This window comes from Streptomyces sp. NPDC051172 (genome assembly GCF_040682555.1).
In the GTDB taxonomy this organism is placed as follows: Bacteria; Actinomycetota; Actinomycetes; order Streptomycetales; family Streptomycetaceae; genus Streptomyces.
The window spans coordinates 126,978-147,980 of the sequence record NZ_JBFBBE010000012.1; the positions used below are offsets into that span (position 1 = coordinate 126,978).

Below are 21,003 nucleotides of genomic sequence, written 5' to 3' on the forward strand. Positions count from 1 at the left end.
ACAGGGTCCGGTGCGCCGTCACAGCCCCCGGGCCGCGTACGCCCTGACGTCCGCGTCCGGGTCCGCCGTGACGGTGGCGAGGGCCGCCCGGGCCTCCGCTGTGCCGTTGTGCCGGGTCAGGGCGAGCACCGCCGCCTTGCGCACGTCGGCGTTGGGGTCGGAGAGCGCCTTGGCGAGGGCGGGCACGGCCGTGTCGGCGGACGCGGCGGACAGGGCGGTGGCGGCACCGGCGCGGACCTGCCAGGCCGGGTCGGCCAGCGCGGCCACGGCACGTGCCGCGAGCGGGGCCGGGCAGCCGACGGTGGCCAGCGCGCCGAGCGCGGCACCGCGGACCAGGGGGTCGCTGTCCTCGGTGAGCCGGTCCAGAGTGCCGGTGAGCAGCTCCTGGCCGCTCGCGGCACGGGCCTGGGGGCTGACGGCGGCGAGCGCCTTGGCCACGGTGACGCGGACCTCGCGCGAGGCGTCGGCCGCCGCACCGGACAGCGGTTCGACCGCGTCGACCGAGACGAGCGCGCGCACGGCTTCGATACGGACGGCGATGTCGGGATCGTCCAGCGCCCCGGCGAACACGCCGACGTTCCCCAGGCGCAGGGCGCGCAGTACGTCGAGGGCGGCGGCACGGACCACGGGGTCGGCCTCGGCGACCGCAGCGGTGAGGGCGGCACCCAGGTCGGGTTCGGCCGGGAGGGTCTCGACCAGCTCGCGCAGCGAGGCCGCGGCGGCCGCACGTACGTCGCCATCGGGGTCGCTGAGGGCGCCGGCCAGGGCCTGCCCGGTGCCGGGCGGCACCGTCTCGGTGAGGACCGAGACCGCAGTGCGCCGCACGGCGGCGTCGAGGTCGGTCAAGTAGGGCTCGATCGCGGCGAGTTCCGGCTGCTCCTCGGCCAGCTCCAGCAGCTCCAGGAGCCGGGGCGAGGCGGTCTCGCCCGAGCCGTGGCCCACGGGCGTGGCGGCACGTGCGGAGGTCGGCCCCGTGGCGACCGGCGCCACATCCCGCGAGCCGGCGGTCGCCACGTCCTCGGCGTGGACCTCGCCGATGTGCCGGGACGGGCCGCCCACGGGCGTGAACTCGTCGACGGGAACCAGATACGGAGCCACGGGACGGGCCGTGAACTCCATTGAACCGGAGGGGGACTTGTGCAGGTCGAGGTGGTGGAACCAGGAGGCGTCGTCGCGCCGGGGGTGGTCGATGCGGTCGTGGTAGAGCCCCCAGCGCGACTCCGTGCGGGCCAGGGAGGACCGGGCGGCCATTTCCGCGCAGTCGCGGATGAAGGAGACCTCGGCGCAGCGCATCAGTTCGTGCGGGGTGCGCGCACCCATCGCCGCGATGTCGTCGTGCATCCGCTCGAAGGCCTCCAGGGCCAGGGACAGGCGGGCGCCGGACTTCGGCGGAGCCACGTAGTCGTTCACGAAGCGGCGCAGCTTGTACTCGACCTGGGGCTGCGGCGGGCCGTCGGGGTTGCGCAGCGGGCGGTAGATCAGCTCGTGCGCATCCCGGAGCTGGTCACCCGGCAACTCGCCTTCGTACGGCGTGTACTGGGATGCGTCTGCGCCCGCGAGGTCGCCGAAGACGAACGCGCCGATCATGTAGTTGTGCGGTACGCAGGCCAGGTCGCCGGCGGCGTACAGGCGGGGGACGGTCGTGCGGGCATGGTCGTCGACTCGTACGCCCGAGGCCGAATGGCCGCCGCACAGGCCGATCTCGGAGATGTGCATCTCGACGTCGTGGGTGCGGTAGTCGTGGCCCCGGCCCGCGTGGAAGGTCCCACGGGTGGGCCGCTCCGTCGAGTGCAGGATCGACTCCAGGGAGGAGATCGACTCCTCCGGGAGGTGGCTCAGCTTCAGGTACACGGGACCCCGGTCGCTCGCGACCTCCGCCGCGAACTCGGCCATCATCTGGCCCGACCAGTAGTCGGAGTCGACGAAGCGTTCGCCGTGCCGGTTGACCTGGTAGCCGCCGAAGGGGTTGGCGACGTAGGCGCAGGCGGGCCCGTTGTAGTCCTTGATCAGCGGGTTGATCTGGAAGCACTCGATGCCGGTGAGTTCGGCGCCCGCGTGGTAGGCCATGGCGTAGCCGTCACCGGCGTTGGTCGGGTTCTCGTACGTGCCGTAGAGATAGCCGGAGGCCGGGAGCCCGAGCCGGCCGCACGCGCCGGTCGCGAGGATCACCGCGCCCGCGCGTACCACCACGAACGCGCCGGTGCGGGTGTTGAAGCCGACCGCCCCCACCGCGCGCCCCTCGGTGGTGAGCACGCGCACCGGCATCACGCGGTTCTCGATGCGGATCCGTTCCCGCATCTCGCGTCGCCGCAGCTGCCGGTACAGGACCTTCTTGACGTCCTTGCCCTCCGGCATCGGCAGCACGTAGGAGCCGGAGCGGTGCACCTGGCGGACCGCGTAGTCGCCGTGCTCGTCCTTCTCGAACTTCACGCCGTACGACTCCAGGCGCTGCACCATGCCGAAGCCGCGGGTGGCGGTCTGGCGGACGGTGGACTGGTCGACGATGCCGTCGTTGGCGCGGGTGATCTCGGCGACGTAGTCGTCGGGCTCGGCGCGGCCGGGGATGACCGCGTTGTTGACGCCGTCCATGCCCATGGCGAGCGCGCCGGAGTGGCGGACGTGGGCCTTCTCCAGCAGGAGGACGTTCGCGCCGTGCTCGGCGGCGGTCAGCGCGGCCATGGTGCCGGCGGTGCCACCGCCGACGACGAGGACGTCGCAGCGGATCTCCTCGGCGTCGGTGAGAGCGGGGATCTCCAGGGGCGTGTTCAAGGAGGGGGTGGTCACCGGGGGGCCTTTCAGGTACCGAGCGAGGTGAGGATGTCGCGCCGCAGCGCCACGTGCGCGGGATCGTCGTGCGCCGTACGGTCGCGCGGCAGCGGCACATCGCGTACGGCGGTCAGCCGGCCGTTGCCGAGGAGGGCCACACGGTCGCCGAGGAAGAGGGCTTCGTCCACGTCGTGGGTGACGAAGACGACCGTCGCGCCCGTGCCGCGCAGTACCTCCACCAGCAGGTCCTGCATGCCGGCGCGGGTCTGGGCGTCGAGGGCGCCGAAGGGTTCGTCCATGAGGACGGCGCGGGGTGCGCCCGCGAGCGCCCGGGCCAGCTGGGCCCTCCCGCGCTGTCCGCCGGAGACACGGTGGGGCAGCTGCCGGGACTGTTCGCCGAGGCCGACGCGCTCCAGCCAGTCCTCCGCCTGGCGCCGGCGCTCCGCACGCGGCAGCCCCCTGACGGCGAGGGGCAGTTCGACGTTCGCGCGCAGGGTGCGCCAGGGCAGGAGGGCGTCCTCCTGGAAGATCAGGGCGCGGTCGGCGGCGGGGCCGGTCAGCGGATGTCCGTCCTCGCCGACGTGTCCGGCGAGGGGCGCGAGCAGTCCGGCCAGGGTGCGCAGCAGCGTCGACTTGCCGCAGCCGGAGGGTCCGACGAGGGTGAGGATCTCGCCGGGAGTCACGTCGAGGTCGACCCCCTCCAGCACGGGCGCGCCGGGGCGTCCCAGCGTGGCGTCCCGCAGGGTCAGTCCCGCGCCGGTGCGGGAAGGCGAACGGAGGTCAGACGAGCTGGTCATGGGGCGCCTCCTCCTTGGCGGTGGGGCTCACCGGTGCGGCGGCAGCGGCACCGCGCGCCGGACGGAAAGTCCGTGCGCCGGGGATGTACGACGTGCGCGGCAGCCAGCGGGTCAGTCGGCGGCCGAGGAGCTCCACGGCCGTGGACGTGACCCAGCCGAGCACGCCGATCGTGATCATGCCGACGAAGACGCCCGCATAGTTCACGACGGTGTAGTCCTGCCAGGTGCGGTAGCCGACGCCGTACTGACCGGAGATCATCTCGGCGGAGATGACGCAGATCCACGAGACGCCCATGCCGACCGACAGCCCGCCGAAGATGCCGGGCAGCGCGCCCGGCAGGACGACCGAGCCGAGGATCCGCCACCGGCCGCCGCCCATGGTGAGGACTGCCTCCTCCCAGACGGGGGTCAGCGCGCGGACCGCATGCCGGGTGGAGACCAGGACGGGAAAGAAGGCGGCGGTGCACGTGATGAAGACGATGCCCTGTTCGTTGGAGGGGAAGAGCAGGATCGCGACGGGGACCAGGGCGATCGCCGGAATCGGGCGGATGACCTCCAGCACCGGCCCGAGCAGGTCCTCGGCGAGGCGGGAGCGCGCCACGAGCACGCCCGTCGCCACGCCGAGCACGGCGGCGAGGAGGAAGCCGGTGAGGATGCGGGTGAGACTGTCGGTGAGGTCCGTCCAGTAGTCGGGGCCGGACAGCCGGTCGGCGAAGGTGCGGGCCACATCGGTGACGGTCGGGAACTGCGAGAAGCGCAGCCACAGGTCCACCTTGAGGCCGGCCAGCAGTTGCCAGGTGCCGAGGGCGGCCGCGAGCGAGGCGAGCCGCAGGGCGTACCGGCCCGCGCGTCGCGGACGGCGGGGCGCGAACCGGTTCTCCTGTTGCGGCGTTCGCCGGGTCACGACGCCCGCCCCAGCGCGTCGGTGTATGTGATGACGCGGGCGCCTCCGTGTGCGGCGACGTACGCCTTGGCGGTGGCGGGTGCGACGAAGGGGAGGAGCCGGCTGCCGTCGGCCACCCAGACCGACTTGTCGGCGAACCAGAGGGTGCCGGTGGTGGCGTCGGGGACATAGGCGGCGCGGATGCCGTCCTTGTGCTTCTTCACGTAACTCAGCAGCTCGGCGGGCGACTTGAACGTGGTCGTCTTCTCGGCGGCCTTGGGCCACACCTCGCTCGCGGAGGCCGGCGGCGTCGCGGTGAGCCGCTGGGCGTAGTCCGCGCCGAGGGCCTTCTTCACGTACTGGTCGTCGACGAAGGAGTCCACGTCGATGTCACCGGTCAGCTTGGCCGACTTCAGTACCGAGACGTCCTTCTTCAGCGCGGAGACCAGCTGCGGCTTGACCGCCGGGTCGAAGGTGGAGATGCCGTGGGCGCCGTTGTAGAGGTAGACCACCTCGGCGGGCAGTCCGGTGGCCTTGGCGACCGACTCGGCGGCGGCGACCGGGTGGGAGTTGAGGTAGTCCGTGGCCTCCGACTGGGCTTTGAGAAAGGCCTCAAGGACGGCGGGCCGCTGCTTGGCGAAGTCCTCGCGGGCGGTGACGCCGTGGAAGGTGGGGAGGTTCAGCCGGGCGCCGTCGTACAGGGCCTTTGCCTTGCCCTGGAAGGTGAGCAGTCCTGGCCAGGCGACGAACTGCGACAGTGCGTCCGTGCTGCCCGCCGACAGGGCCGACGCGCCGACCGCGGGCTGCTGGTTGAGCTTCTGGATGCCCTTGTCGGGGTCGATGCCGGCGCGCTGCAGGGCCCGTACGAGCGTGCCGTCGGCGGCGGAGCCGATGCTCGTGGAGACCTTCTTGCCCTTCAGGTCGGTGAGGGTGGCCAGCTTCGAGTCCGGGGAGGTGACGATCGTGTTGAGACCGCCGCGCAGGTTGTAGCCGGTGACCGAGACCAGGTGGGTCGGCTTGCCGAGCTGCTTGCCGCGGGCTGCGTTGATGAGGAGCGGGAAGTCACCCATCGAGCCGATGTCGATCTTCCCGGCGGTCATCTGGGCGGTGATGGGGGCGCCCGTGGCGTAGTCCTGCCAGTCGACCTTGTAGTGCTTGCCGTCGCCCAGCGAGTTCAGCTCCTTCTCGAAGTAGCCGAGGGAGCGCAGGAGGGTGCCCGCGGTGACCGTGTTGATGGTCTTGGACTGGTAGCCGACGGTGACGGTGACCGCGGCGCCGTCGCTTCCGGCCGCCGCGTTGCCACCGCAGGCCGTCAAGGGGAGGAGAAGGAGGGCGGCGGCAGCAACTGCTTTGTGTTTCATGGAAGTTCGGGGCCTCTCACCGGAGCAGATAGGGCATGTTGACGGTCACCGCTCCGGTGGGACAGCGGGCCGCGCACGGGCCGCAGTACCAGCACTCGTCGACGTGCATATAGGCCTTGCCGCTGCTCTCGTCGATGGCGAGGGAGTCCAGCGGGCACATGTCGACGCAGAGGGTGCAGCCGTCGATGCACTTCGACTCGTCGATGGTCACGGGCACGTCGGCCCGCTGGGGCACCAAAGGCATGGCTGTCTCCAGGAAACGGGGCTGAAAGAGGTCGGGGAGAGGTCAGAGGGAGCGGTGCAGCAGACCGCTCATGGTGATGCGGTCGCCGCGGAACCGGATGAACTCCAGGTCGACCGGGCGGCCGTCGGCGAGGTGCGTGAGCCGTTCCAGCATGAGGACGGCCGCGCCGCGCGGGGCTTCGAGCACGGCGGCGGAGTGGGTGTCCGCATTGACCGCCTCCAGGGTGATCTCGGCGTGCCCGAGACGCTGGCCGGTGATCGTCTCCAGGAGGCGGAAGACGTCGGTGTTCTCCAGGTCGGCACCGAGCAGGGCGGTGCCGATGTCGAGCGGGATGTAGGTGAGGTCGAGGGAGAGAGGCAGGCCGTTCAGTCGGCGCAGACGTTCGATGTAGAGGACGTCGTCGCCGGCGGGGACGCGGAGGCGTTCGGCGACCGGGGTGGGTGCGGGGGCGGGGCCCATGGTGCGGACCTCGTTGGTGACGCGGCCGTGCTCATGGAGGGTTTCCGCGAGGCCCATCAGATGGTTGAGGCCGTGCGGGTACTTCTCGGCGACGACCACGGTGCCCACTCCGGGGAGCCGTTCCACGAGGCCTTCGGCCCTGAGCAGGTCCAGGGCCTGGCGGACCGTGTTGCGGGTGGCGCGGTACTCCGTGGCGAGGGTCGTCTCGTGCGGGAGTGTGCCGTCCGGGAAACCGCCGGCCAGGAGCTGGTGGCGGAGCAGGTCGGCGAGCTGCCTGGCCTGGTCGGCACGCAGCCGACGCCGCGCACGGTGGGCGGCGACGGTGGTCGCGCCCTGTCCGGCGTGGTCTCGGATGCGGTCGGCGGGAGGCATGTTTCGAACCATAGCGAGCTGGTAGGGAATGGAGTGTTGCAGCAGTGTTGCGCCACTTGCCGGGGTGTCAGGTAGGCCGCTGACCTGGTGCTACGTTCACTTTCAAGCAAGATCTGCCACGACGTACCAGCCCGTCGTGGGGGTCCCCCGCTCGAGCGAAGCCGAGAGTGGGGGAGTTTGCGGACGAGGCCGTTCAGGCCGAAGCGCCCGTCCCGGAGAACCCAGCCCCGGGCAGGGTCAGCCCAGCGCCGTCAAGCCGGGCGCGAACGCGATCAGCAGCGGCAGCAACGGCACCAGCGCCGCCACCGTCGTCGTCAGCGCCCGATGCCGGCGCCCCAGCCGCGGCGGCGGCTCCAGCAGGCGGTCGACGCGTTCGCCCAGGAGGCGGTGGCTGGAGGCGCAGGACAGCACGCCGCGGTGCTGGTTCAGTTCGATCAGGGCGAGCGCGGTGGTCAGATGGCCGCACCGGCGGGACGCCGTGTCGTCCGCCGCCAGCTCCACCAGCCGGTGGGTCTGCTCGCAGAAGTGAGCGAACAGCGGGATGCGGGGAAAGCCGGTGGCCAGCGCGCTCGACAGATGCAGCAGCCAGTCGTGGTGCGCCCGCGCATGATCGCGTTCATGCGTCAGGACCGCGTCGAGCTGGTGGTCGGTGAGCCGGTGCAGGGCGCCCGTGGTGACGACCAACTGGGGCGGGTGGCCGGGCATCCACCAGGCGTCCGGGTACTCGTCCTCCAGCACCAGCAGCGGGCCGCGCGCCGCCTCCTCCAGTCCGGCGGGCAGCTCGGGGGCGCGTTCACGCAGATGCGCCCGGGTCTGTCCACGGCGGCGGCGCGCCTCGACGAGTTCGCGGGCGAGCATCGCCGTCGTCCAGGCGGCGCCGCAGGCCAGCAGCAGGGTGAGGGTCGCGGACCAGGCGGGGGCGGCGGTCAGGTCGTACGCCGCGGTCACGGCCGGCGGCGCCGGCGCGAAGACGTGGTCGCGGAAGGTGTGGAAGACGGCGGCCGCGCCCAGCACGAGCGCTGTCAGACAGCACAGCAGGACGGTGGCGACCAGGCACTGCCACACCCACAGCGCGACCACGGGCTCCCGCTCGGGCCACGCCGACCGCACCAGCGCACGCGGCACCGGCACGGCGGCCATGAAGGCGACGACGCTCAGCAGGAGCAGACAGACGGTCATGCCACGGTCTCCGGATCCTGGTCGGAGGAAGGGGCGGGGGCGGTGCGGTGGTGCGGCTCGGCGCACAAGACGCCCGCCGCCAGTATGACGGCGAACGGCGCCGGAGTCAGGGGACGACGGCCGTCCCGTACGACACACCTCGCACATCTCGCACGTCTCGTACGACAACCCGCACGATCCGTACCGCCGCCGTCACTTCCCGCACCCGCTCACTCCGTCGCGCCGGCCACGATCCGTCCGCTCACGTCACCGAGGCCCACGCGGATGCCGCCCGGTCCGGGTGCCCACGCAGACAACGTCACCACGTCCCCGTCGTCCAGGAACGTCCGCTTGCCCTCGGGAAGTTCCAGCGGATCGCGCCCGTTCCAGGTCAGTTCAAGGAGCGATCCGCGCTGCGCGGGCTCCGGACCGCTCACCGTGCCCGATCCGTACAGGTCGCCGGTCCGCAAAGAGGCGCCGTTCACCGTCATATGGGCCAGCTGCTGCGCGGCCGTCCAGTACATGGTGGAGAACGGCGGCTCGGAGACGACGCAGCCGTTGATCGCGACGGAGATCCGCAGGTCGTACCCGCCGGGCTCATGGCCCGAGTCGGCCGCGTCGTCCAGATACGGCAGCAGCGCATGGGTCCGCTCCGGGGGCGCCACCCGCGCGTCCTCCAGTGCGTCCAGCGGGGTGATCCACGCCGACACCGACGTGGCGAAGGACTTGCCGAGGAACGGGCCGAGGGGGACGTACTCCCAGGCCTGGATGTCGCGCGCGGACCAGTCGTTGAGCAGGCACAGACCGAAGACGTGCTCCCGGAAGTCGCCGAGCGCCACCGGCCGCCCGTGCTCGGAGGGCGCACCCACCACGAAACCGACCTCGGCCTCGATGTCCAGGCGGACGGACGGCCCGAAGACCGGCGCCGCATCGGCCGGTGCCTTGCGCTGCCCGGACGGCCGTACGACGTCCGTGCCCGACACCACGACCGTGCCGGACCGTCCGTGGTAACCGATCGGGAGGTGCTTCCAGTTCGGCGTCAGCGAGTCCGCGGCGTCCGGGCGGAAGATCTGGCCGACGTTGCGGGCGTGGTTCTCGGAGGCGTAGAAGTCGACGTAGTCCGCGACCTCGAACGGGAGGTGGAGCGTCACCGACGCCAGCGGATGCAGGAAGGGTTCGACCGCCTCCTGGTGCGCCGGGACCGTCACCCACGCCGTCAGCGCGCGCCGCACGTCCGACCAGGTGGTGCGGCCCGCGGCGAGCAGCGGGTTCAGCGAGGGCTGCGCGAGCAGGGAGGCGTACGGCGAGCCGAGCGCCCGCGCCGCCGCGCCCGTGTCGAGGACCTGGTCGCCGAGCCGGACGCCGACGGTCCGCTCCGCCGAGCCGGCGGGGGAGAAGACGCCGTACGGAAGGTTGTGCGGACCGAAGGGATCGCCCTCGGGGACATCGAAGGGGGGCATGGGGTGCTGCCTCACTCTCACTGTGTCGCGAACCGTCTGTCGTGTGCCACCTGCGCGAACCGTTATATGGCCGCTGGGGGGCCGCGCCACACGTTACGGCTGCGTTGCCCGTCTTGGGCAGTGTCTAAAGAGTTTGCAATGTCCGAATTGGGCTTGTCGGACGTGGCAATTCCGGCTTAGCGTCCTTTGGGGGACACGGACGGGGTGGGTCCGGTCCGTAGGGGGACGCGTGGGGGGACCCGTGGCCAGCAGCATGCGCAGTGTGCCGTTCGCGGCCGACCGTGAAGTGCCCGGCCTGATCGTCAAGTTCGGCGACTACCCGCTGCACCACGGCGGTGTGGGTGCGATCCGCAGCCTCGGCCGCCTCGGCGTGCCGATGTATGCGATCACCGAGGACCGTTACACACCCGCCGCCTCCTCCCGTTATCTCGAAAAAGCGTTCGTCTGGCCGACCACCGGCACGGAGGAACCCGCCCGTCTGGTGGAGGGCCTGCTGCGCATCGGGCGCCGCATCGGCCGCCCCACCGTCCTCGTCCCCACCGACGAGGAGGCAGCCGTCCTGATCGCCGAGCACCAGGACGAACTCGCCGCCCGCTTCCTGTTCCCGCGGGTCGAGCCCGCCCTGCCCCGCCGTCTCGCGAGCAAGCAGGGACTGCACGAACTGTGCGTGGAACACGGCATCCCGAGCCCGACGGCCGCCTTCCCGCAGTCGTACGACGACATCGTCACGTTCGCCGAGAAGGCCCGTTTCCCGGTGGTGGCCAAGAACCGCGAGGCGTTCGTGCGGCGCAAACGGCCGGCGGTGAACGGCACGACGCGGATCGCCACCCGCGAGGGCCTGCTCGGTCTCGCCCGCGACTGGGGCGAGTGCCCCGGGGTGATCCTCCAGGAGTACCTGCCCAGGGAGGACGCCGAGGACTGGATCGTGCACGCCTACTTCGACCAGGACTCGACGCCGCTCGCCATGTTCACCGGCGTCAAGGTGCGCTCCTGGCCGCCGCACGCGGGCATGACGGCGAACGCGTACGTCGTCGACAACCCGGAACTCGCGGACATCGCCGCGCGTTTCATCAAACAGATCGGCTTCAGCGGCATCATCGACCTCGACCTGCGCTTCGACCGGCGCGACGGACAGTACAAACTCCTCGACTTCAATCCACGCATCGGCGCCCAGTTCCGGCTCTTCGAGAACGAGTCGGGGGTGGACGTCGTCCGCGCCATGCATCTCGACCTGACCGGCCGCAGCGTCCCGGAGGGGGAACAGCGGGCCGGCCACCGGTACATCGTGGAGAACATCGACCTGCCCGCCCTGCTCGCCTACCGCCGCAGCGGCTATACGACGCCGCACGCACCGGCGCACGCGAGCGGGACGGAGCTGGCCTGGTTCGCGGGTGACGACCCGCTGCCGTTTCTCACGATGCTCGCCCGCTTCGTGCGGCCGGGCGCGAAGCACCTGTACCAGCTGTGGCGGACCAACCGCCGTGGCAACACCACCAGTTCGGGCGGCTAGCCGACCGATCAGCCGCCCGAGACGAACCACACGAAGTGACGAAGTAAGCGTCCTGGGGAGGGACTTCGTGATTCAACCGGTTGCAGTCATCGGCGCCGGGCCCTTCGGCCTGTCGACCGCCGCCCATCTCCGAGCCCGCGGACTGCCGGTCCGCGTCTTCGGCGAGCCCATGGTCAGCTGGCGCGACCACATGCCCGCCGGAATGCTCCTCAAGTCGACCCCGGCCGCCTCCAGTCTGGACGCGCCGCAGCAGGGCCACACGCTCGCCGACTACTGCGACGCCGCCGGCATCAGGCGGCTGGTGACGGACGAGGACATCATCCCCGTCGAGACCTTCATCGCCTACGGCGAGTGGTTCCAGCAGAAGCTGGTGCCCGAACTGGAGCAGGTGCGGGTGGTGTCGGTGGACCGGCGGGGAGGCGGCGGCTTCGAACTCAAGCTGGACTCCGGCGAGCTGTTCACCGCCCGCGCGGTCGTCGTGGCGACCGGCCTGTCCGGCCTCGCGCACCTGCCGGCCGAACTGGCCACCGCCGCGGCGGACGGACCCACCCCCACGGGCCCGGTCTCACACAGCTCCCAGCAGCATGACCTCACGCGCTACGCCGGCAAGGAACTGATCGTGATCGGCGCCGGCCAGTCCGCGCTGGAGACGGCGGCGCTGGCGGCGGAGGTGGGCGCACAGGTGCGGGTGGTCTCCCGCGGCCGCGGCAGGGTCGCCTTCGGCGCACCGCCGTGGAAGCAGCCGAAGCTGCGCCCCGAGTCGCCGTTCGGCCGCGCCTGGTCCCTGTGGGCCCTGAGCTACTATCCGCACCCCTACCGCTATCTGCCGGCCGAGGCCCGCCACTACCTGGTGCGGCGCGTCCTCGGTCCGCTCGGCGCATGGTGGCTGCGCGATCGTTTCGAGGGGAAGGTGCAGGTCAGCGAGGTCGACCGGATCGTGCGGGCGGATGCGGCCGACGGCAGCCCGAAGCTGACGGTCCGCACCCACGCCGGCCGCATCCTGGACATGTCCGCGGACCATGTCATCGCGGCCACCGGATACCGGGTGGACATCGCGGCCATGGACTTCCTCGGCCACGAACTGCGCACGCGTCTCGCGGTGAGCCGCGGCACACCCAAACTGGGCGCGGGGTACGTCTCCTCGGTCCCCGGCCTGTACTTCACCGGCCTGCCGGCCGCGGCGTCGTACGGCCCGGTGATGCGCTTCGTGTGCGGCACCGAGTTCGCCTCTCCGAGGCTGGCAAAACACCTGGCGGCAGCGCACGGCTAGGCAGCGGCAGCGGGCTCTTGCCTGACGATGAAGAGCCCATAAGGATAAGGGAGTTGAGTGAGGGACGGTGGGGCAATCGGCCGTCGTCCGGTTCACGATGAGTCGGTGGGGCGTCCTGTCCGTATTCTCTGATCATGGCCGCACCCACCGCATATGCACTCATCGCCACCGACCTGGACGGCACGCTGCTCCGAGGCGACGACACGCTCTCCGACCGGTCCCTCGCCGCTCTCGCACGGGTCGCCGGGGCCGGCGCCCGGCACCTGGTCGTGACGGGCCGGCCGGCCCCCAGGGTGCGGCCGCTCTTCGACCAACTGGGCGGCAGGGGGCTCGCGGTGTGCGGGCAGGGCGCGCAGGTGTACGACGTGGGCGCGGACCGTCTGCTGTGGTCCGTCACCCTGGACCGGGAGCTGGCCGAGACCGCCCTCGGCAAGATCGAGGCCGAGGTGGGCCAGGTGTACGCGGCTGTCGACCAGGACGGTGTGGAGGGACTCACGCTCATCGAACCGGGCTATCTGATGCCGCATCCGACGCTGCCCGCGGTCCGGGTCGACCGGCGCGACGACCTGTGGTGCGAACCCATCAGCAAGGTGCTGCTGCGCCATCCCGACCTGTCCGACGACGAGTTGGCGGCGACGGCGCGCTCGGTGGTGGGTTCGCTGGCCACCGTCACCATGTCGGGGCCGGGGACCGTCGAACTCCAGCCATGCGGCATCACCAAGGCGACGGGCCTCGCACTGGCCGCCGCACACCTGGGACTCGGCCCGCAGCAGACCATCGCCTTCGGCGACATGCCGAACGACATCCCCATGTTCGACTGGGCCGCCCACGGCGTCGCCATGGCCAACGCCCACCCCGAACTCAAGGCGGTGGCCGACGAGATCACCCTGTCGAACGAGGACGACGGCATCGCCGTCGTCCTCGAGCGACTGTTCGTCGAGTTCGGGGAGCTCGACGAACTCGTGGAGCTCGGGCAACTCGAGGGGTTGTGAGCAGGGTGCCGGATGCGACGAACGGCCCGTCGAGGCACTTCCCCGGGAGCGCCTAGTAGGCGCCGAAGACGTTGTCGATCGACCCGTACCGCGCGGCGGCGTACTTGCAGGCGGCCGTGATGTTCGCGATCGGGTCGAAGGGGTTCATCGCCGTGCCGGGCACGTGGTAGGCGAGGAACGTCGGGTCGATGACCTGCAGCAGTCCCTTGGAGGGGGTGCCGGCGACCGCGTTCGAGTCCCAGTTGTTGATGGCGGCCGGGTCGCCCGAGGACTCGCGGATGATGTTGCGGTAAATGCCGTTGTACGTCCCCGGGATTCCGTTCTGCTGCATGACCTGGAGGGCGCCCCGGATCCAGCCGTCGAGGTTGTCGGCGTAGCCCATCGACTTCACGCTGGCCACGGTCGGGGTGGCCGCGGACGCGCTGTTCGCGCCGATGAGCGGGAGGGCGAGAACGGCGACGCCCGTACCGGTGACGGCGAGCTTGCGAGCGAGGCGGTTGCTTCTGGGACGACGGTGCTGACCTGTTGCAGGCATGGCGGGATCCTCTCCGGCGCCTGCGAGGTGAGCTGTCGGGTTCGGGCGGGGAGATGCCCGGCCGCGCAGCCGTACGGCAGCGCGACTTCACCCCTAGCCGGTCAGGGACGATGCCCGGCCCGGCGGCCTACCTGGTTCCCCCGCTCCTGCCGTGCGAGTCAGTTGGTCGATGGTTGTTCCCGGGCGGCGGCAGGATTCGGCGTCCACCCGACAGGCCGGGAACGTATGCGAGAGCACATGACGGGAACAAGTGTCGAGTTCACAGATCACGCCTCTTGACCTTGGTCTGAGGCTTATGGGGCACTTGATCCTTTGCGGTTGCCAAGGTTCAACTCGCGTACGGGGAAGGGGAAGCGGTGAGAGGGTGGCGCTCGTCGGCCCGCACCGCCGTGTGAGTCAAGTCACCGGCATCCGCAAGAACGGCAAAAAGGGGCAATGGCCCCAACTAGTGGTCAACCAGCAGCTCATCGCCTCATTGGGGGGCGAAAACGGAACCTGGCGTGTGGTGCACGTCGTTGTCATGGCGGTCGCCCGTCGAGCACCCCGCGCCGGGATCCGGAGGTCCTCGTGAGTCGTTTCGTGAGGGAGGGGCGATCGGGCGTGCCGACTCGTACGGACGCGCCGGGGGGCACGCCGAGAGGCGGGTCGGCCGACACCCCGATAGACAAGTCGGTAGATATCCGTTCTTATCAGTTGATCAAAAACATACCGGCCGTGATCCGATACCGCCCGGGCTGGACGGGTGGGTGGCATCGGTGATCGAAAGGTGACCGGATACGCTGACTTGAGTGATGTCAGCGACCTATCGACAAACCGTGTAACCGCCAGTAGACACCAGCAGACAGGAGACCCCTCGTGACCGTCGTCGGGCCGTTCGGGCTGAGCGTGCGGGACCAGGCTCTGGAAGCCGATGTCCAGGCCGGATTGGCGGCCGTCGAGGAAGGTTTGCTCGAAGCCACCAAGAGTGAGGTGCCCTTCATCACGGAGGCCGCCCAGCACCTGGTGCGGGCGGGCGGGAAGCGGTTCCGCCCGCTGCTCGTGATGCTCGCCGCCCAGTTCGGTGACCCGTATGCGCCGGGGGTCGTGCCGTCGGCCGTGGTGGTGGAGCTGACCCATCTGGCGACGCTGTACCACGACGACGTGATGGACGAGGCCGCCGTGCGGCGTGGCGTCGACAGCGCCAACGCCCGCTGGGGCAACTCGGTGGCGGTCCTCACCGGCGACTTCCTGTTCGCGCGCGCCTCGCACATCCTCGCCGACCTCGGGCCCGAGGCGGTCCGGGTGCAGGCCGAGGCGTTCGAGCGCCTGGTCACCGGGCAGATCCTGGAGACGGCGGGGCCGCAGGACGGACGGGACCCGGTCGACCACTACCTGGACGTCCTCGGCGGCAAGACGGGCTCGCTGGTGGCCGTGTCGTGCCGCTTCGGGGCGATGATGTCGGGCGCCGACGAGACGGTCGTGGACGTGCTGACGCAGTACGGGGAGCGGCTGGGAGTCGCCTTCCAGCTGGCGGACGACGTACTGGACATCGCCTCCGAGTCGCGCGAGTCCGGCAAGACCCCGGGCACCGACCTGCGCGAGGGAGTCCCCACGCTTCCGGTGCTGCGGCTGCGGGAGCGGGCGGCCCGGCTGGGTCTTGCCGAGGACATCGCCCTGTGCGAGCTGCTGGACTCCGACCTGAGCGACGACGCGCGGCATGCCGAGGCGCTCGCCGGACTGCGGGCGCACCCTGCGCTGGAGCAGGCGCGGCGGGACACGGTGCGGTACGCGGAGGACGCGCGAGCGGCCCTGGCCCCGCTGCCGGAGTGCGATGCCAAGCTCGCGCTGATGGAGATGTGCGACGCCGTGGTGCACCGGGCCGGCTGAGCCGTCGGCCGAGCGGCCTCTGAGCTGCGCTCCAGGCGATGTGATGCACGTCATATATCTGGACTGAATCCAGAATGAGATCGCTTCCGTAGTCATACCCGGAAGGCCGACGCAGGGGGTGTCGGCCGGTCTACGGGGAGAAAAAAAGAATCATGGGCATGAATGCGACGTTCTCGAAGCGCCGTAAGAGCCTGGTGGCCACAGCTGTCGCGGTGGCCGCCGCCGGCGGGATCGCCGCCGCGGTGATCCCGGCCCACGCCACCGGTGTCGTGTCCGACGGCACCGGGGGAACCCTTCTGGCTGCCAGTCTGCGCGGGGCCGACGAGGTGCCCGTGGCGGGCGGCCCGGCCGTCGGCGACCAGGACGGCGCCGGTCTCGAGTTCATCAAGGTGCAGGACGACAAGGTGTCCGTCGCCGTGACCTGGCGCGGCACCGGCAAACCGACCATGCTCCACATCCACCAGGGCGCCAAGGGCACCAACGGCGGCGTCAAGGTCGACTTCACCGACCTGCTGAAGCACAGCAAGCGGCACAGCGTCACCGGCACGGTCCAGGTCAAGGACGCCGCCCTGCTCGCCGCTCTCAAGTCCGACCCCGGTTCGTTCTACGCCAACCTGCACACCACAGGGTTCCCCGGCGGAGCCGTCCGCGGCCAGCTCCACAAGGTCAGCGTCGCCGCCTTCGACTTCCGTGACGCCCTGCACAACTTCCAGGCGTCCGTGATCAAGGGCAAGCAGATCTACGAGTGCAAGCCCGCCGCCGGCGGCGGCTACGCCTTCGCCCAGCGGGACGTCGGCGCCCTGCTCGGCGGCGGCATCCGGCACTCCTTCGTCGCGCCCGACTCCGGTACACCGCAGTGGGTCGCACCGGACGGAAGTGCGGTGACCGGGGCCGTCCTGTCCAAGACGCCGAACGGCGACGGCAACATCCCCGAGCTCGACCTCAAGGCCACCCGGTCCGGCAAGCGCCACGGCCTGCTCGCGAACACCACCGAGATCCTGCGGCTCAACACCGTGGGCGGAGTGGCCCCGGCCGGGTCCTGCACGCCCGGCGCGATCGCAGGAGTCCCGTACCGGGCGGACTACGTCTTCCTGCAGAACTGACGGGAGCTCACCTCGGGCGGGCGGCGTCCTCCCCCTACGACCCCTACGGGTCGGGGCGGGCGTCGCCCTCTCGCGTCATACCCCAGATGTACACGGAGTTGGCCCCCGGGGCTGACGCTTACTCCTGGCCGATTTGGTGAGATGGAAACCACGGAAATCACCACTGATCACCGATTCGGGTGAGAATGGCGGCTCGGGGTGGACAACAGAAACACACGGGTTGGACAAGCCGCCGCCGACGACGGAGGTAGTGCACACATGGCACCGTACGAATCCGACGACAGCATGACCGCCGAGGAGGCCGACGACCTGCGCGCGGGTCGGCGCAAGGCCGCGCGGTACGTCGTCCCGGTCGCGGTGGTGGGGGTGGCGGCGGCGACCATCGGGCTCGTCCCGGCGCTCGCCGACTCCGGCGACCCCAATCTGCCGAAGATCAGCGCACAACAACTCATCGACAAGATCGCCAAGTCGGACGTACAGCAGATGTCCGGCACGGTGAAGATCACCACGGATCTGGGGCTGCCGAACCTCGGCGGTCTCGAGAGCAGCCTGACCTCCGGCGCCGGCAAGTCGGGCGACGGCTCGTCCGCCGACCCGACCTCCAAGCTCACGGAGCTCGCCACCGGCACGCACACCCTGCGTGTCGCGGCCGACGGCCAGGACAGGCAGAAGCTGTCGTTGCTGGAGAACGCGGCCGAGTACAGCATCATCCACAACGGCAAGGACGTCTGGGGCTACGACAGCCAGTCGAACGAGGTCTACCACTCGACCGCCCCCGCCGACGCGGAGAAGCAGCAGAAGCAGGACGTCCCCGCCACGCCCAAGGACCTCACCAAGGACGCTCTGAAGTCGGTCGACTCCACCACGTCGGTCACCGTCGAGGGGACCGCCCAGGTCGCGGGCCGTGACGCGTACCGGCTGGTCATCAAGCCGAAGCAGTCCGGTTCGACGGTCGGTCAGATCACCGTGGCCGTGGACTCGAAGACCGGGCTGCCTCTGAAGTTCACCCTGACCCCGGCGAGCGGCGGCGCCGCCGTGATCGACGCCGGCTTCACCCAGGTCAGCTTCGCCAAGCCCAGCGCCTCGACCTTCGACTTCACCCCGCCCAAGGGTGCGAAGGTCACCGAGGACAAGCAGGGCGACCACGCGAAGGGCCACTTCGAGGGCGGCCCGAAGGGCGACCACAAGGCCGGCAAGCTGCACGGCAAGCCCGGCCAGGACCTCGGCAAGGGGGCCGACGGGCTGAACGTCATCGGCAAGGGCTGGAACTCCATCGCCACCTTCGACACCGGCGGCAAGGGCATCCCGTCCGGCTCCAAGGCCGGCGGCCAGTTCGGTGGCTTCCTCGACTCGCTCGGCGACAAGGTCTCCGGCAAGTTCGGCTCGGGCACGGTCTTCAAGACCCGCCTGATCAACGCCCTGATCACCGACAAGGGCAAGGTCTACGTCGGCGCGGTGAGCAAGGACGCCCTGGTCAAGGCGGCGAACGCGGGCTGAGCGCAGCGCCCCGCAAGGTCGACGGCCCTTCGCGGCACAGCCGTCGAGCGCTCAGCCGGGAACCTTGCGCGACGCTCGTACGTAGTCACTGTACGTAGTCGCCGCGCGAGAGGCGGCACCTGCACGAATCGAGGAAGCCGATGGACGAGGAGTCCGCCACGGAGCCGCAGCAGAGCGGGCCGCCGGGTGACAGCGTCATCGCCACCCATGGGCTCACCAAGCGCTACCGCGGCGGGCAGCTCGCCGTCGACGGCCTGGATCTGACCGTCCCGGCGGCCAGCGTCTTCGGCTTCCTCGGTCCCAACGGCTCGGGCAAGACCACCACCATCCGCATGCTGATGGGCCTGATCGAACCCACATCGGGTACGGCGCGCGTCCTCGGGCGGCCCATGCCGCGCGCCTCGCGCACCGTGCTCCCGCACGTCGGCGCCCTCATCGAGGGCCCCGCCCTGTACGGCTTCCTCTCCGGACGCGACAACCTGCTGCGTTACGACGCCGCCGACCCGACCGCCGATCCGCGCACCCGCCGTACCCGTGTCGCGGCCGCGCTGGACCGGGTGGGCCTGACCGCGGCGGCCGGCAAGAAGGCGAAGGCGTACTCGCTGGGCATGAAGCAGCGCCTCGGCCTCGCGGCGGCGCTGCTGCAGCCCCGCAGACTGCTGGTCCTCGACGAGCCGACCAACGGGCTCGACCCGCAGGGCATGCGCGAGATCCGTTCGCTGGTCAGGGAGTTGGCCTCCGACGGCACGACGGTCTTTCTCTCCTCCCACCTCCTCGACGAGATCGAGCAGGTCTGCACCCATGCCGCGGTGATGGCGCAGGGCCGTCTGATCACCCAGGGCGCCGTGGCCGACCTGGCCGCGGGGGTGCGCGGCCGGCTGGTCGTCTCCACACCCGACCCCGGGGACGCGGCCCGTGTGCTGAAGGAGCAGGGCGCCGCCGACATCGTCGTCACCGACGACCGGGTGACCGCCGAGACCCCGGACCGCGACCTCGCAGAGGTGAACGCCGCGCTGGTCACAGCCGGCGTCCGGGTCCGCGGCTTCGGCGTGGAACGGGCGTCCCTGGAGGACGCGTTCGTGGCGTTGACGGGGGAGGGCTTCGATGTCGCAGGCTGAAGCGGTCGTGACCGAGGTGCGTCAGCCGAGCCCTTTGTGGACCTTCGGACTCTTCCGCAGCGAACTGGTCACCACGTTCCGCCGCTGGCGGACCCTCGCGCTGCTGGCCGTCCTCGCTGCCGTGCCGATCCTCGTCGGCATCGCAGTCAAGATCGAGACCAGCGGCGGTTCCCCGGACGGCCCCGGTCGCGGCGGCGGCCCCGCCTTCATCTCGCAGATCACCAACAACGGCCTGTTCCTGGTGTTCACCGCGCTGGCCGCGACGCTCCCGTTCTTCCTGCCGATGGCGATCGGCGTCATCGCGGGCGACGCCATCGCCGGCGAGGCGAACTCGGGCACCCTGCGCTATCTGCTGGTCGCCCCCGCCGGCCGCACCCGCCTCCTGCTCACCAAGTACGCGACGGTGATGACCTTCTGCCTGGTCGCCACCCTCGTGGTGGCCGTCTCGGCGCTCACCGTCGGGGCGATACTCTTCCCGCTCGGCGAGCTGACGACCATCTCCGGCACACAGATCAGCTTCACCGAGGGCCTGGGCAGAGCCCTGCTGATCGCCCTGATCGTCGCCGTGTCCCTCATCGGCGTCGCCGCGCTCGGGCTGTTCGTCTCCACCCTGACCGGCAGCGGCATCGCCGCGATGGCGACGACCGTCGGTTTGCTGATCACCATCCAGATCCTCGACCAGATACCCCAGCTCCACGCGATACAGCCGTACTTCTTCTCCCACTACTGGCTGTCCTTCGCCGATCTGATGCGTGACCCGGTCTACTGGGACGACCTGGTGAAGAACCTCGAGATCCAGGCCCTGTACGCGGCCGTGTTCGGCTCGGCGGCATGGGCCCGGTTCACGGCGAAGGACATCACCGCCTAGCCGCCCCCGTGAGGCGGGCAAGTGGCTGCGTCTCGCGCGGCGGCGACCCGCCGAGGTCACCGAGGCGCCAGTCGGACACCCAGGGCACGCGGTAGACGTCGATGAGCGACTCGATCAGCCGCACCTGCCGGTCGAGGGGCCGCGGCAGCCGCCCCGGAGCGTCCGCGACCAGCACGACGGCGTCAAGGTCGAGCCCCGGCGGGGCCTCCCCGAGGCGGAAGACCTCCAGGGTGCGCAGGGCGGCCGTCAGCCCCGACGCATGCGTACGGGCGACGAGCAGGACGGACCGCGGGTCCTCGGCGCCGGGCCAGGCACGGCCGCAGTCGTGACCGCCGTAGACGGCGGCGAGTGTGGACACGCCCGCGCCGCCGTGCGTGCCCACCCAGGAGTAGCGCCGGGCGCCGGCGGCGGACGGGGCGGGCTGCTGCGGTCCCGGCTCCGGTACGGTGACCGGGCCGCGGATCCAGATCTCCGGTCCCTGCTGCACGTCCGTCCGCATGCCCGCCTTCCTCCCTCGTACACCCACCGGTGTTCATGGCGCCGGCCACACGACGGGGGCGAGCTCCTGGGACGAGTCTGTGACGCCACGGTGACCGGAGAACCGGCAGCGACCGGCGAGACTCAATGTACGTGCACGAACGGATCTTGACGCCGGGGGAGCGGAGACCCGACGGCGGGAGGGAGCACCATGGAACCCGAACGCGCTGTCCGCAGACTCCCCGACGCATCCGAGTGAGGGAACCG

18 protein-coding genes and 1 riboswitch are annotated in these 21,003 nt (G+C 70.8%); of the genes, 8 read left to right on the forward strand and 10 right to left on the reverse strand.

The window, feature by feature from the left end:
- Positions 1–18: 18 nt before the first annotated feature.
- The 8 genes from AB0N07_RS10105 to fahA form a co-directional block, all read right to left on the reverse strand.
- A complete protein-coding gene (locus AB0N07_RS10105) occupies positions 19–2,784 on the reverse strand; it encodes a fumarate reductase/succinate dehydrogenase flavoprotein subunit (RefSeq protein WP_365833760.1) in 2,766 nt (921 codons plus the stop codon).
- Positions 2,785–2,795: 11 nt separating this feature from the next.
- Positions 2,796–3,563 (reverse strand): ABC transporter ATP-binding protein, encoded by a 768-nt coding sequence (locus tag AB0N07_RS10110; protein WP_365833761.1) that lies wholly within the window; start codon positions 3,561–3,563, stop codon positions 2,796–2,798.
- Positions 3,547–4,395 (reverse strand): ABC transporter permease, encoded by an 849-nt coding sequence (locus tag AB0N07_RS10115; protein WP_365833788.1) that lies wholly within the window; start codon positions 4,393–4,395, stop codon positions 3,547–3,549. Before AB0N07_RS10115 ends, AB0N07_RS10110 begins: the two co-directional genes overlap by 17 nt.
- Before the next feature lie 68 nt (positions 4,396–4,463).
- Complete coding sequence (locus AB0N07_RS10120) at positions 4,464–5,807, reverse strand: ABC transporter substrate-binding protein (protein WP_365833762.1); 1,344 nt, start codon at positions 5,805–5,807, stop codon at positions 4,464–4,466.
- 16 nt (positions 5,808–5,823) lie between these two features.
- Positions 5,824–6,051, reverse strand: a complete 228-nt coding sequence (locus tag AB0N07_RS10125; RefSeq protein ID WP_009338563.1) for a ferredoxin family protein — start codon at positions 6,049–6,051, stop codon at positions 5,824–5,826.
- Positions 6,052–6,093: 42 nt separating this feature from the next.
- On the reverse strand, positions 6,094–6,882 hold the full coding sequence (locus tag AB0N07_RS10130) for a GntR family transcriptional regulator (RefSeq protein ID WP_365833763.1): 789 nt from the start codon (positions 6,880–6,882) through the stop codon (positions 6,094–6,096).
- Between the two features lie 237 nt (positions 6,883–7,119).
- On the reverse strand, positions 7,120–8,061 hold the full coding sequence (locus AB0N07_RS10135) for a M56 family metallopeptidase (RefSeq protein ID WP_365833764.1): 942 nt from the start codon (positions 8,059–8,061) through the stop codon (positions 7,120–7,122).
- Positions 8,062–8,270: 209 nt separating this feature from the next.
- Positions 8,271–9,500, reverse strand: coding sequence for a fumarylacetoacetase (gene fahA, locus AB0N07_RS10140; RefSeq protein ID WP_365833765.1), 1,230 nt, complete (start codon positions 9,498–9,500; stop codon positions 8,271–8,273).
- 262 nt (positions 9,501–9,762) lie between these two features.
- Between fahA and AB0N07_RS10145 the strand changes: the two genes are divergently transcribed.
- From AB0N07_RS10145 to AB0N07_RS10155, 3 genes are all read left to right on the forward strand, one after another.
- Positions 9,763–11,010, forward strand: a complete 1,248-nt coding sequence (locus AB0N07_RS10145; RefSeq protein ID WP_365833789.1) for an ATP-grasp domain-containing protein — start codon at positions 9,763–9,765, stop codon at positions 11,008–11,010.
- A gap of 67 nt (positions 11,011–11,077) precedes the next feature.
- The gene (locus AB0N07_RS10150) at positions 11,078–12,280 is read left to right on the forward strand and encodes an FAD-dependent oxidoreductase (RefSeq protein WP_365833766.1); all 1,203 of its coding nucleotides are present in this window, start codon (positions 11,078–11,080) and stop codon (positions 12,278–12,280) included.
- A 134-nt stretch (positions 12,281–12,414) separates the two neighbouring features.
- Positions 12,415–13,272 (forward strand): HAD family hydrolase, encoded by an 858-nt coding sequence (locus AB0N07_RS10155; RefSeq protein ID WP_365833767.1) that lies wholly within the window; start codon positions 12,415–12,417, stop codon positions 13,270–13,272.
- Positions 13,273–13,324: 52 nt separating this feature from the next.
- Here AB0N07_RS10155 and AB0N07_RS10160 read toward each other — a convergent pair whose 3' ends face one another.
- Positions 13,325–13,807 (reverse strand): transglycosylase SLT domain-containing protein, encoded by a 483-nt coding sequence (locus AB0N07_RS10160; protein WP_365833768.1) that lies wholly within the window; start codon positions 13,805–13,807, stop codon positions 13,325–13,327.
- A gap of 4 nt (positions 13,808–13,811) precedes the next feature.
- Positions 13,812–13,986: riboswitch (cyclic di-AMP (ydaO/yuaA leader) on the reverse strand.
- A gap of 676 nt (positions 13,987–14,662) precedes the next feature.
- Here AB0N07_RS10160 and AB0N07_RS10165 point away from each other — a divergent pair.
- From AB0N07_RS10165 to AB0N07_RS10185, 5 genes are all read left to right on the forward strand, one after another.
- Entirely contained in the window at positions 14,663–15,673 is a 1,011-nt protein-coding gene (locus AB0N07_RS10165) for a polyprenyl synthetase family protein (protein WP_365833769.1), read from the forward strand.
- A gap of 158 nt (positions 15,674–15,831) precedes the next feature.
- Positions 15,832–16,776, forward strand: a complete 945-nt coding sequence (locus tag AB0N07_RS10170) for a CHRD domain-containing protein (protein ID WP_365833770.1) — start codon at positions 15,832–15,834, stop codon at positions 16,774–16,776.
- Positions 16,777–17,034: 258 nt separating this feature from the next.
- On the forward strand, positions 17,035–18,273 hold the full coding sequence (locus tag AB0N07_RS10175) for an outer-membrane lipoprotein carrier protein LolA (protein ID WP_365833771.1): 1,239 nt from the start codon (positions 17,035–17,037) through the stop codon (positions 18,271–18,273).
- 140 nt (positions 18,274–18,413) lie between these two features.
- A complete protein-coding gene (locus AB0N07_RS10180) occupies positions 18,414–19,391 on the forward strand; it encodes an ABC transporter ATP-binding protein (protein WP_365833772.1) in 978 nt (325 codons plus the stop codon).
- Positions 19,378–20,259, forward strand: a complete 882-nt coding sequence (locus AB0N07_RS10185) for an ABC transporter permease (protein WP_365833773.1) — start codon at positions 19,378–19,380, stop codon at positions 20,257–20,259. Before AB0N07_RS10180 ends, AB0N07_RS10185 begins: the two co-directional genes overlap by 14 nt.
- Here AB0N07_RS10185 and AB0N07_RS10190 read toward each other — a convergent pair.
- Complete coding sequence (locus AB0N07_RS10190) at positions 20,249–20,758, reverse strand: hypothetical protein (RefSeq protein WP_365833774.1); 510 nt, start codon at positions 20,756–20,758, stop codon at positions 20,249–20,251. The two genes, AB0N07_RS10185 and AB0N07_RS10190, sit on opposite strands and share 11 nt — an antisense overlap.
- Positions 20,759–21,003 lie beyond the last annotated feature (245 nt).